The following is a 12,311-nucleotide window of genomic DNA, read 5'->3' as shown; positions in this document are numbered from 1 at the left end:
TCACACGTGCGGGTACGGTGTGCTGATGTCCGACGGGTTGCTCGACGCCGTACGCGTCCTCGACTTGTCGAGCGGCAACGGCGACGCGGTGACCCGCCTGTTCGCCGACCTGGGCGCCGACGTGCTCAAGGTCGAACCGCCGACCGGAAGCCCGGCCCGCGATGCGCGGCCGACGCTCGCCGGTGCGAGCATTCCCTTCGCCGTGCACAACGCCAACAAGCGCAGCGTGGTGCTGGACCCGTTCGACGAGGACGACTGCGGAGTCTTCCTCGACCTCGCCGCGCAAGCCGACATCGTCGTGGACGACGGCTTCTATGGGGAAGCCCCGACTTTTGGGACATCGGTCGAGGAACTTGCCGCCCAGCACCAGCACCTGGTGGTGTTGTCGATCACCGACTTCGGGGCGACCGGCCCCCGATCGTTGTGGCGGGCCACCGATCCGGTGTTCTACGCGATGTCGGGCTCGCTGTCGCGATCCGGGCCCACCACCGGCACCCCGGTGTTGCCGCCGGACGGCATCGCCTCGTCCACGGCCGCCGTCCAGGCGGCCTGGGCCGCCCTCGTCGCGTACTACAACCGATTGCGTTGCGGCGCAGGTGAATTCATCGACTTTTCGCGGCTCGACGCCGTCGTCATGGCGCTCGATCCGGCGTTCGGCGCGCACGGGCAGGTCGCCGCCGGCATCCGCCGCACGGGGCAGTGGCGAGGACGCCCCAAGAACCAAGACGCCTACCCGATCTATCCCTGCCAGGACGGCTACGTCCGGCTGTGCGTGATGGCGCCGCGCCAGTGGCGGGGGCTGCGGCGCTGGCTGGGAGAGCCGGCCGACTTCCAAGACCCGAAGTACGACGTGATCGGTGCGCGGTTCGCCGCGTGGCCGCAGATCAGCGAGTTGGTCCAGGCGCTGTTCGCCGGGCAGACCATGAAGGATCTGGTGACCGCGGGGCAGGCCCACGGCGTGCCGATCGCCGCCGTGCTGACGCCGTCGTGGGTGATGGATTCCGAGCACTTCCAGGCGGTCGGCGCGGTCACCGAGGCGGAGCTGGTTCCGGGGGTACGCGCTCGCGTGCCGACCGGCTACTTCGTCGTCGACGGCCACCACGCGGGCTTCCGCAGCCCGGCCCCGGCGGCGGGGCAGGACGGACCGGGCTGGCGCGGAAATCCCGCCGTGGTCCAGTCGCCGTCGGGCCGCATCGGCGACTATCCGTTCGCCGGCCTGCGCATCCTGGATCTAGGCATCATCGTGGCCGGCGGCGAGCTGAGCCGCCTGTTCGGCGACCTGGGCGCCGAGGTCATCAAGATCGAAAGTGCCGAGTACCCGGACGGGCTGCGGCAGGCCCGCGTCGGTGAGGCCATGAGCGAGTCGTTCGCCTGGACGCATCGCAACCACCTGGCGATGGGCCTGGATCTGCGCAGCGCCACCGGCAAGGAGATCTTCAACCGGCTCGTCGCCGAGTCAGATGCCGTCTTCGCCAACTTCAAGCCGGGAACCCTTGCCGCGCTTGGCTTTTCCTACGACAACCTGCGTGCGGTCAACCCGCGCATCGTGCTCGCCGAGAGCAGCGCGTACGGCGATCGCGGCCCGTGGAGCACGCGCATGGGCTACGGCCCCCTGGTCCGCGCGGCCACCGGCGTCACCCGGCTGTGGACGGCCGACGATCCGGACGCACACGGCGGCGCCGCCCGGCACCACTTCTACGACGCGACCACGATCTTCCCGGACCACGTGGTCGGACGGATCACCGCGATCGCGGCACTGGCCGCGCTGATCCACCGCCATCGCTCGGGCGACGGGTCACACGTGCACATCTCGCAGGCCGAAGCCGTCGTCAATCAACTCGACACGCTGTACGTCACCCAGGCCGCGCAGGAAGCAGGCGTGCCGAGAATCGCCGCCGACACCAGCCTGCACGCCGTCTATCCGTGCGCCGGCGACGACGAATGGTGCGCCATCTCGATCGGCTCCGACGAGGAATGGCGTTGCGCCACAGGAGTTTTCCACCACCCGGAGTGGGCCGACGACCCGCGGTTCGCCACGGGTGAGGCCCGGCTGGCGCACCGGGGCGAGTTAGTCGAATTGGTGTCGGCCTGGACCCGGACACGCACCCCGGAGCGAGCCGCCCAACTGCTGCAGTCCTCGGGGGTCGCGGCCGGGCCGATGCACCGGCCGCCCGACGTACTGGAGGACCCACAGCTGGTGGAGCGAAAACTGTATGCCGAGATGCTGCATCCCCTGGTCGAACGTCCGCTGCCCGCGGAGACCGGCCCGGCGCCGTTCCACCACATCCCGCCGGCCCCCCAGCGCCCGGCGCCGCTGCCGGGCCAGGACACAGTCGACGTCTGCCGAAGGGTGCTCGGCATGGGCCCCGCGGAGATTGACCGGCTCATCGCCGACGGTGTGCTGTTCGGGCCGCCCTGACGTGGCGAAATCTGACCGCGCGGCCATCCGGATCGATAGCCCCGCTAAATTCGAGCCATGACCGTGGACCCCCGGACGCCCGTGCTGATCGGCTACGGCCAGGTCAACCACCGTGAGGAGATCGATCCGGACAAGCGGTCGGTGGAACCGATGGACCTGATGGCGGCCGCGGCCCGGCGGGCCGCCGATGCGCGGGTGATCGAGGCCGTGGATTCCATCCGCGTGGTGAACATCCTCTCGGCGCACTACCGCGACCCCGGCCTGCTGCTCGGGCAGCGGATCGGCGCCAGCGAGTTCACCACCCTCTACAGCCCCGTCGGCGGCAACGTGCCGCAGTCGCTGGTCAACCAGGCATGCCTGGACATCCAGCGGGGCCGGGCCCAGGTGGTGCTGCTGGCCGGCGCGGAGACCTGGCGCACCCGCCGCGGCCTGCGGGCCAAGGGCGCCAAGCTCGAGTGGACCGTCCAGGACGACTCCGTGCCGATGGCCGAGGTCAGCGGTGACGACGTCCCGATGGCCGGCGACGCGGAGATCAGGATCCGGCTGGACCGGCCGGCCTACGTCTACCCGCTGTTCGAGCAGGCGCTGCGCATCGCCACCGGCGAGCCCGTCGAGCAGCACCGCAGGCGCATCGGTGAATTGTGGTCCCGCTTCAACGCCGTCGCGGTCGACAACCCGCACGCGTGGATCCGCACGCCGGTGACCGCCGACGAAATCTGCGAGCCCGGCCCGCAGAACCGGATGATCAGCTGGCCTTACACCAAGCTGATGAACTCCAACAACATGGTCGACCAGGGCGCCGCGCTCGTCTTGACCTCGGTGGAGCAGGCCAGGCGACTGCACGTCCCCGAGGACCGCTGGATCTACCCGCATTCGGGCGCCGACGCGCACGACACCTCGGCCATCGCCGAGCGCGACGAGCTGCATCGCTCTCCGGCCATCCGGATCGCCGGCGGCCGGGCGCTGGAGCTGGCGGGTGTGGGCGTCGACGACATCGACTACGTCGACCTGTACTCCTGCTTCCCCTCGGCCGTCCAGGTCGCCGCGGCCGAACTCGGGCTGCCGCACGACGATCCCACCCGGCCACTCACCGTCACCGGGGGGCTGACATTTGCGGGCGGCCCGTGGAGCAACTACGTGATGCACTCCATCGCGACCATGGCGGAGCTGCTGGCGGCCAACCCCGGGCGCCGCGGACTGATCACCGCCAACGGCGGCTATCTGACCAAGCACAGCTTCGGCGTGTACGGGACCGAACCGCCCGCCGAATTCCGTTGGGAAGACGCGCAACCGGCCGTCGACCGCGAGCCCACCTGTGCTGGTCTGGTGGAATGGGAAGGCGTCGGCACCGTGGAGGCGTGGACGACGCCGTTCGATCGCGAGGGGCGGCCGGAAAAGGCCTTCCTGGCCGTGCGCACGCCCGACGGCTCGCGGACCCTGGCGGTGATCACCGACAGCGCCGCGGCGCAGGCCACCGTGCAGGAAGATATCGGTGGCGCCAAGGTCGCCGTCGCCGCCGACGGCAGTGCCGCGGTGCAATAACCGCCCTCGCCGGCTCGAACGGCGTTTGCTCAGTAACGGTCGCGTAGGTCATGTCGGCTGCCTATTGTTTAGTTTGAGGTCGGGGGAGGTGAGCCCAGGTGCAGATCCTGGTTACCGACGCCACCGGCGCACTCGGGCGGCTGGTTGCACGGCAGCTCATCGCTGCCGGGCACACGGTCAGCGGCATCGCTGAGCGCCCGCATCCCTGCCTGGACCACGACGTCGAATTCGTCTGCGCGTCGCTGCGCGACCCCGTCCTGCGTGAGCTCGCCGACGAGGCCGACGCGGTGGTCCACCTGGCCCCGGTCGACACGACCGCCCCCGGCAGCGTCGAGATCGACGGCCTCGCGCACGTGACCGACGTCGCCGCCCGCGCCGGCGCCCGGTTGCTGTTCGTGTCCCAAGCCGCCGGCCCACCCGAGCTGTACCGGCCGGCCGAGGACCTGGTGGCCACCAGTTGGGGTCCCAGCCTGGTCGTCCGCATCGCCCCGCCGGTCGGCCGCCAGCTCGACTGGATGGTCTGCCGCACCGTGGCCACGCTGCTGCGCACCAAGGTGTCGGCGGAGCCGATGCGGGTGTTGCACGTCGAGGACCTGGTGCGCTTCCTGGTGGCATCGCTGAACGCCGACCGCACGGGTGTGGTGGACCTCGCCTCGCCGGACACCGTCAACGTGGTCACCGCGTGGCGGATGCTGCGGTCCGCGGATCCGCGGTCCCGGTTGACCCGTCTGCAGAGCTGGCCGCAGCTCATCCCGGATATGGACATCGCCGGGGTGCAAGAGGAGTGGTCGTTCGAGTTCGGCTGGCAGGCACTCGAGGCGGTCGCCGACACCGCGCGCGGCCTGGTCGGCCGCCGGATCGCGGCCGCTGGCGCCACCGGGCACGGTCGCCAACTGGCGCTGCCGGTCGAGGTGGTCCCGCGCCGCGGCCCCGCGGCCGAGGAGCGCAGCGCGGCGCCGGAGGGCGTCGAGGGAGAATTCGACGACCGGATCGACCCACGATTCCCGATTTTCAGTGCGGGCAATCTCGCCGAGGCGCTGCCCGGACCGCTCACCCCCATCACGCTGGACGTCCAGCTGAGCGGGCTGCGCGCGGCGAGTCGCGTGCTGAGCCAGGTGCTGGCGCTCGGCGGTGTGGTCGGCGACGAGTGGGCAAACCGGGCCATCGCCGTGTTCGGCCACCGGCCCTACGTCGGGGTGTCGGTCAACATGGTCGCCGCCGCGCAGCTGCCCGGCTGGGACCAGGACGCCGTCGCGCGGGACGCGCTGGTGGGCCGGCCGCACGTGGGCGACCCGCTGCCGCTCGGCGAGCCGGCACTGGCCCGCGGGGCGCTCGGGTCCATCGCCAAAGCCGTCGTCGCGGGCCGGTCACTGGCGTTGCTGCGCCATCTCAAGTCCGACACTCGCGCCTACAGCGCCGCCGCCGAGACCGAACACCTCGACGCGGCACAGCTGGCGTCCCTGCCCGACGCCGGCCTCGAGGTCCGGATCGGCTTGCTGCGGGACCGCATCCATCAGGGCTGGATCCTGACCGGGTTGTGGCTGATCGACAGCGGTGTCACCGCGGCCGCGCTGGAGCGCAGCACGGCGGCACGGGGCGTTCCCGGGGTGGGCATGATCGTGGAAAGCGGCATCGTGGCGACCGAAACCGCCCAGTTGGCCGCCGTGCTCCGGGCAGATCCGCCGCTGTGTGCGCTGGCCCAGGAGGGCAATCTCGCCAGCATCCGCGCGTTGTCTCCCTCCACCGCGGCCGCCGTCGACGCGACCGTCGTCCGCATCGCGCATCGGGGGCCCGGCGAGGCGGAGCTGGCCAGCCAGACGTACGGCGACGACCCGGCGATGCTGCTGAGGGCGGCCGGGGAAGTCGCCGTGGCCGCCGCGTCGCCGTCCGAGCCACCGCCGCGGCCGACGCTGGCCCAGCGGCTCACCGCTAGCGCCCGCGACTCCCGCGAGCTCGCTCACGACGCCACGCTGCGGTTCACCCATCAACTCCGGATGACGTTGCGGGAGCTGGGTTCGCGCCGGGTCGCGGCGGACCTGTTCGACGTCGCCGACGACGTGTACTACCTGACCTGTGACGAGCTGGTCAGCATGCCCGGCGACGCCCGGTTGCGGGTCAAGCGTCGCCGCGCCGAGCGCGACCGGTTGCAGGCCCATCGGCCGCCCGAGGTGATCGACGGCGCGTGGACCCCCGTCGACCAGCTCGCTGATTAACCCAACAGCTGGCGCAGGTACAACGCGTTGCGCACCGCGTGGCCGCCCAAGTCGTTGTTGAAGTACATCCACACGTCCTTGCCGTCACCGCTCCACGCGGTGATTCGTTCGGCCCACTGCCGCAGCTGGTCGTTCGAGTAGGAGCCGGCATAGATCGCGTCCTGATCCGGACCGTGCATGCGCACGTACACCAAATCGGTGGTGGCCCGCGGCACGCACGCCAGCCCCGCGCCGCTCATCACCACGTAGGCGGCGCGTCGGCGTTCCAGCAACTCGTAGACGGCGTCGTCGTTCCAGGACGGATGGCGTAGCTCGACGGCGACGCGGATCGACTCCGGCACGGCCTTCAGGAAGGCGTCCAGGCGCGCGTCGTCGCGCTGCTGCTCGGGGTGCAGTTGGACGAGCAGCACCCCGCTGCGATCACCCAGCAGCTCCCAGCAGCGCTCGAAGCGCTCGATCCACGGCCCGACGGATGCCAGGCGACGGTAGTGCGTCAGTCCCCGATGCGCCTTGACGGACATCTTGAACCCGTCCGGCAACTTGCCACGCCATCCCGCGAAGGTCGTATCCTTCGGCCAGCGGTAGAAGCTCGCGTTCAGCTCGACGGTGTCGAACACCTCGACGTAAGCGGCCAGCCGGCGTGCGGCGGGCAGGCCCGTCGGGTACAGCACGTCCGCCCAATGGTTGTAGGACCACCCGGAGGTACCGATCCGGACGGTCAACCGGTCACCGCCCGGCGTACCTCGTCGTCCAGCGACACCCTGATGAGCGCGGTGGCCAGCCGCGCATTGGCCTGCGGCGCAAGGGCTCCCAGCTTTGCCGGTTGGCTGGGCAGACCCAATTGCCTGGCCGCGGCGGTGGCGCGGTCGTCGAAGTAGGGCCGCAGCCACGTCCAGACATCCTGCACCTCCCGCAAGAAGATGTCGGCGCCGGTATCGCCAATTCCCTTGAACTGCTTGAGCAATCGTTTCGCCGCGCCGGCGTCGTGTCGGCTGCGTTCGGCCAGTGCGCGCAGATCGCCGGAATATTCGTCGCGGACACGCTTGGCCATCTCGGTGAGCCGGGTGGCCGAACTTTCGTCGTAGCGCACGTAGTGGGCCCGGCCGAAGGCGCCGATCATGGTCCGCCGGTCGGCGCCCAGCACGGCCTTCGGCGTCCGCAGGCCCGCCTTGAACAGCTCACGCCCGGCCGCCATGGCGATGGCGGCATCGATCGGCTTGCTGGCCAGCATGCACACGACAAGCAGCTGAAACAACGGCATCGGCTTGTCGCCGAGCCTGATTCGCGCCTCGGCGGCGTAGGTGGTGCCGCCGGCGTCGAGCAGTCGTCGCACCAGTCGCTCGCGGTTCGGCATACCCGATCACGTACCCGCACGGGGTGTCAGCAAACCGCGCCGGTCACTTGGCGGGCAGGCTGCGCGCGTAGCCGACGCCGCGTGTCACCCAGCCCTCAAGCTGGCGTTTGGTGCGCACACCGGCCGCATCCACCCGGACCCAGCCGCGAACGTCGCGGCCCGCCATCACCATGGGGCTGACGTGGTCTCGCCGCAGCATCTTGTCCCGGTCGTCCTTCGGGACCCGGACCAGCAGACCGCCCTGGCCGCTGACCGCCACGGACATGTTGCCGTTGACCAGGAACGCGAGGCCGCCGAACATGCGCTTCTCCTCGATGCCGCGCTCGGAGGCCACGAGCTCGCGGATTTCGTTCGCCAGGTTTTCGTCGTAGGCCATCGGCGCGTCAGTCCAGATCCACCCGAATCGTGAGCAAGTCACTGCCCATGAGGCGCACCACCGCGCTGTTGAGCCGCGGCAGGTCGCCCAGCCGGCGCAGCGGGTCGTCGTCGGGCAGCAGATGCGCGGTGCCGCTGCGCCATTGGCCGCCGATGCGCACCCGAACGGCGGGATTGGCCTTGATATTGCGGACGTAGTCGGAGTGTTCGCCGTGTTCGGAGACCATCCAGAACTGATTGTCGATCAAGCGTCCGCCCACAGCGGTGCGCCGCGGCTTGCCGCTCTTGCGGCCTGTGGTTTCCAGGCTGATCCCCGGCATCTGCCGGCCCACTGGATTGACGAGGAGGCGTTGCACTCGGTGGACCACTTGGCGTTTGAGACTCACGGCCTTATTCAACGCCAGCCCGCTGCCGATGTCACCGCGCAACGAAAACAGCCGCCCCCAAGCTGGGGGCGGCCGCTTCGTGTTGCCGGTTAGCCCGCGTATGCGACGAACTGACCGCTGGGCAGGAAAACGCCCCACTGGTTCACGGACGCGTTGAACACGACCGGGTAGTCGCCGGGCTGTCCCGGCGGGGTCCAGCGCGCCGGCAGGCCGTAGCCGACGGGGTCGTTGTAGTGCCCCGGCGGCGGGAAGCCGTGCTGCCCCGGCGGCAGCGGCGTGCCCGGCCCGTTGCAGTTGGCGCCGGGGCCGCCGTTACAGATCGGCACTCCCGGCGGCGGCAGCTCGCCCGGCCCACGGACATCCGGGCCGTTGGGTCCCGGCACGTTCGGGCCGGGGACGTTCGGTCCCGGAATGTTCGGGCCGTTCGGGTCGGCCTGCGCGATACCGGCGCCGATGCCGAACGCCGCGGACGTGATGGTTCCGGCCATGACAGCGCCGGCTGCTATTTTGCTCAGATTCATAAGTGAACCCCCTTGTCGAGCGATTTGGCTGCCTGAACGGCAGCTCAACCAATTGACTTGGTGATTCGCTCACCCCACCGCCCTCACGGGCAGTCGAACCTCCAACCCCGCAGATACCCCGCCGGGTGGACGTCGAAAACCTCTTCGCGCCTCACGCAGGACGCGAGGGAAGTCAGCGCACGACGCACTTGGCCGGGATGCGAGCTAGTTTGCTGCGCATCCCGGCCAAGCCTCATGTCAAGCGGCGACCGTAGCGGTCTGCGTGACCGGTTCCAGCGCCTGAGCGACGATGTCGGCGACGTCGGTCATCGGCCGCACGTCCAGGGCGTCGAGCACCTCGGCGGGCACGTCATCCAGGTCGGGTTCGTTGCGCGACGGGATGAAGACCGTTGACAGGCCGGCCCGCTGGGCCGCCAGCAACTTCTGCTTCACGCCGCCGATCGGCAGCACCCGCCCGTTCAGCGTCACCTCTCCGGTCATGCCCACATCGGAGCGCACCTGCCGTCCTGTGGCCATCGACACCAGGGCGGTCACCATGGTGACACCGGCCGACGGGCCGTCCTTGGGGACGGCGCCGGCGGGCACGTGCACATGGATGCGGCGGTCCAGGGCCTTCGGGTCCACACCCAACTCGGCAGCGTGGGAGCGCACGTAGGAGAGCGCGATCTGCGCCGACTCCTTCATGACGTCACCCAGTTGACCGGTGAGCTGCAGGCCCGCCTCGCCGTCCGTAGCACCGGCTTCGATGTAGAGCACGTCGCCGCCCAGACCTGTGACGGCCAGGCCGGTGGCCACGCCCGGCACCGCCGTGCGTTCGGCCGACTCGGGAGTGAACCGCGGACGGCCCAGGTAGTCGACCAGATCCGGCTCGTCGATAGTGATGGGCTCGGCGGCGTCGGCCAGCTTGGTGGTCACCTTGCGCAGCGCCTTGGCGAGCAGCCGCTCGAACTGCCGCACACCCGGCTCCCGGGTGTAGTCGGCGGCGATCTTGCGCAGCGCGGCGTCAGTCAGCGTGACCTCGTCCTCCGTCAGCGCCGCCCGCTCCCGCTGCCGGGGCAGCAGGTAGTCCCGCGCGATGGCGACCTTGTCGTCCTCGGTGTAGCCGTCGATCTGCACCAGTTCCATCCGGTCCAGCAGGGCCGACGGGATGTTCTCGATGACGTTGGCGGTGGCCAGGAAGACCACATCGGACAGGTCCAGGTCCAGATCCAGGTAGTGGTCGCGGAACGTGTGGTTCTGCGCCGGGTCGAGGACCTCCAGCAGCGCGGCGCTCGGGTCGCCCCGATAGTCGGATCCGACCTTGTCGATTTCGTCCAGTAGCACAACGGGATTCATCGACCCCGCCTCACCGATGGCCCGCACGATGCGGCCCGGCAGCGCGCCCACATAAGTGCGCCGGTGCCCGCGGATCTCGGCCTCGTCGCGCACACCGCCCAGGGCGACGCGCACGAACTTGCGGCCCAAGGCCCGGGCGACGCTCTCGCCCAGCGACGTCTTGCCGACGCCGGGGGGACCGGCGAGCACCATGACCGCACCGGAGCCGCGGCCGCCGACGACCTGCAGCCCGCGCTGAGCGCGGCGGGCCCGCACGGCCAGGTACTCGACGATGCGGTCCTTGACGTCGTCCAGCCCGTGGTGGTCGGCGTCCAGGACGCCGCGCGCGGCCTTCAGATCCGTCGAGTCCTCGGTCCTGACGTTCCAGGGCAGGTCGAGGACGGTGTCGAGCCAGGTGCGGATCCAGCCGCTCTCCGGGCTCTGGTCGCTGGACCGTTCCAGCTTGCCGACCTCGCGCAGCGCGGCCTCACGCACCTTCTCGGGCAGGTCGGCGGCCTCCACGCGGGCCCGGTAGTCATCGGAGCCGTCGGGTTCGCCCTCCCCGAGTTCCTTGCGGATGGCGGCGAGTTGCTGGCGCAGCAGGAATTCCTTCTGCGTCTTCTCCATGCCCTCGCGCACGTCCTCGGCGATCTTGTCGTTGACCTCGACCTCCGCCAGGTGGGCGCTGGTCCAGTCGATCAGCACGCGCAGCCGCTCAGCGACGTCGACGGTCTCGACCAGCTGCCGCTTCTGCTCGCTGGTCAGGTAGGACGCGTAGCCGGAGGTGTCCGCCAGCGCCGACGGGTCGGTCAGCCTGTTGACGTAGTCGACGATCTCCCACGCCTCGCGCCGCTGCAGCATGGCCAGCAGTAGCTTCTTGTACTCCGCCGTCAGCGCCTTGATCTCGTCGGTCGTCTCGGCGTCGGGGACCTCGGTCACCTCGACCCACAACGCTGCGCCGGGCCCGGACGCGCCGGTGCCGATCTGAGCACGGCGTTCGCCGCGCACGACGGCCGCAGTGCCGCCCCCCGCGATGCGTCCGACCTGCAGAATTTTCGCGATCACACCGTGTGACGGGTAGCGGTCGTCGAGCCGGGGCGCGATCAGCAACTGCCCCGATTCGCTCGCCTGAGCGGCGTCGATCGCCGCCCGCGCGGTGTCGTCGAGCGCGATCGGCACGACCATTCCGGGCAACACGATGGTGTCGGTGACAAACAGCACCGGCACCGATTTGGCTTCAGCCATCAATCCTCCAAAAACTGAGTCTGATGCGCTCAACCCAGCCGGGCGGCCGTTTGTTCCCCCGGCCTGTTTCGCCCAGAGCCTGAAGCCTCACGCGACCATCGTCGCGATCATCGCGATCAAGATGGTTCCGAGCAGGATCAGGTAGGCGACCGCGTGGACCCGGTCGGGGATCTTCCGGCTGGCGAGGACTCGCTTGGCGAGCGCGACCGTGGGCACCGATCCGGCAACCAGCGCCGCTGCGGCGGCCAGACTCACGTAACCGACCTGGCCGGGATGCCCTCCCGCGGACCTGGCGAACGCGTAGATGGCGGTTCCGGCGACCGCGACGGGCAGGCTCAGCGGGTTGGCCAGGGCGGTGGCCTCGGCCATGGCAACGCCCTTGCGGCGCAGCAGCGGAACCGTCATCACGCTGCCGCCCACGCCGAGAAAGCTGGCAATCGCGCCGATGCCGACCCCGCCGAAGGTCGACGCGGCGCTGCTGAGCGGCGCGCCCGCCGCCGAACCGGCGGGGCCGCTCAGGAAGCCCGTCCGCACGACGCTGTCGACGATGGTCACGGCGAGGTAGGCCACGAACAGGATGTGCAACAGCACCTCGGGCGCCCGGTTGGCGGCGGCCGCGCCGAGTGCCGCCCCACCCGCGATGAACGGCGTGATCGGCCAGAGGTAGTCGCGGCGGAGCCGGCCGAGCCGGGCGCCGGCGACGGTCGCCGACGCCGCGTTGACGACCATGACCGCGGTCGACGTGGCGACGGCGGTGTGCATCGCCTGGCCTTCAGCGACGCCTCCGCCGGTGGCGGCGACCGCGGCGTACACGGCGGGAACGGTGACGAATCCGCCACCGAATCCGAAGATCACCGTGGTGAATCCCGTGACGCAACCCACCGCGAACAGCAGCAGGACGAATCCGATCATGCGGCCCACGCTAGGTTCGTTGCGCAGTGG

General features: G+C 70.3%; 10 protein-coding genes. 3 read left to right on the top strand and 7 right to left on the bottom strand.

The genetic code is table 11. The annotated features are described in order from the left end of the window. Nucleotides 1–25 precede the first annotated feature (25 nt). The 3 genes from ACEL92_RS13565 (at nt 26) to ACEL92_RS13555 (ending at nt 6,174) form a co-directional block, all read left to right on the top strand. Nucleotides 26–2,419: a CoA transferase gene (locus ACEL92_RS13565; RefSeq protein ID WP_374026040.1), complete on the top strand. Its 2,394-nt coding sequence runs from the start codon at nt 26–28 to the stop codon at nt 2,417–2,419. A 57-nt stretch (nt 2,420–2,476) separates the two neighbouring features. Continuing rightward, nucleotides 2,477–3,961: an acetyl-CoA acetyltransferase gene (locus tag ACEL92_RS13560; protein ID WP_374026039.1), complete on the top strand. Its 1,485-nt coding sequence runs from the start codon at nt 2,477–2,479 to the stop codon at nt 3,959–3,961. 98 nt (nt 3,962–4,059) lie between these two features. Further along, complete coding sequence (locus tag ACEL92_RS13555) at nt 4,060–6,174, top strand: NAD-dependent epimerase/dehydratase family protein (protein WP_374026038.1); 2,115 nt, start codon at nt 4,060–4,062, stop codon at nt 6,172–6,174. On the opposite strand, the gene ACEL92_RS13550 is transcribed toward ACEL92_RS13555, so the two are convergent. The 7 genes from ACEL92_RS13550 to ACEL92_RS13520 form a co-directional block, all read right to left on the bottom strand. Further along, nucleotides 6,171–6,896, bottom strand: coding sequence for a DUF72 domain-containing protein (locus ACEL92_RS13550; protein ID WP_374026037.1), 726 nt, complete (start codon nt 6,894–6,896; stop codon nt 6,171–6,173). The two genes, ACEL92_RS13555 and ACEL92_RS13550, sit on opposite strands and share 4 nt — an antisense overlap. Next, the gene (locus ACEL92_RS13545) at nt 6,893–7,528 is read right to left on the bottom strand and encodes an endonuclease (RefSeq protein ID WP_374026036.1); all 636 of its coding nucleotides are present in this window, start codon (nt 7,526–7,528) and stop codon (nt 6,893–6,895) included. Before ACEL92_RS13545 ends, ACEL92_RS13550 begins: the two co-directional genes overlap by 4 nt. 43 nt (nt 7,529–7,571) lie before the next feature. Then, nucleotides 7,572–7,904, bottom strand: a complete 333-nt coding sequence (locus ACEL92_RS13540; protein WP_374026035.1) for a TfoX/Sxy family protein — start codon at nt 7,902–7,904, stop codon at nt 7,572–7,574. A 7-nt stretch (nt 7,905–7,911) separates the two neighbouring features. Then, entirely contained in the window at nt 7,912–8,301 is a 390-nt protein-coding gene (locus ACEL92_RS13535) for a nitroreductase family deazaflavin-dependent oxidoreductase (RefSeq protein ID WP_374026207.1), read from the bottom strand. Between the two features lie 77 nt (nt 8,302–8,378). Beyond that, a complete protein-coding gene (locus ACEL92_RS13530) occupies nt 8,379–8,777 on the bottom strand; it encodes a hypothetical protein (RefSeq protein ID WP_374026034.1) in 399 nt (132 codons plus the stop codon). A 270-nt stretch (nt 8,778–9,047) separates the two neighbouring features. After that, nucleotides 9,048–11,369 (bottom strand): endopeptidase La, encoded by a 2,322-nt coding sequence (lon, locus tag ACEL92_RS13525; RefSeq protein ID WP_374026033.1) that lies wholly within the window; start codon nt 11,367–11,369, stop codon nt 9,048–9,050. Between the two features lie 87 nt (nt 11,370–11,456). Next, the gene (locus tag ACEL92_RS13520; protein WP_374026032.1) at nt 11,457–12,281 is read right to left on the bottom strand and encodes a sulfite exporter TauE/SafE family protein; all 825 of its coding nucleotides are present in this window, start codon (nt 12,279–12,281) and stop codon (nt 11,457–11,459) included. Between the last annotated feature and the right edge of the window lie 30 nt (nt 12,282–12,311).

Origin of the sequence: Mycobacterium hainanense, assembly GCF_041890355.1 — a bacterium.
Lineage (GTDB): Bacteria > Actinomycetota > Actinomycetes > Mycobacteriales > Mycobacteriaceae > Mycobacterium > Mycobacterium hainanense.
Note: the sequence above shows the minus strand (reverse complement) of the source record. Positions and strands in the feature narration are given on the sequence as shown.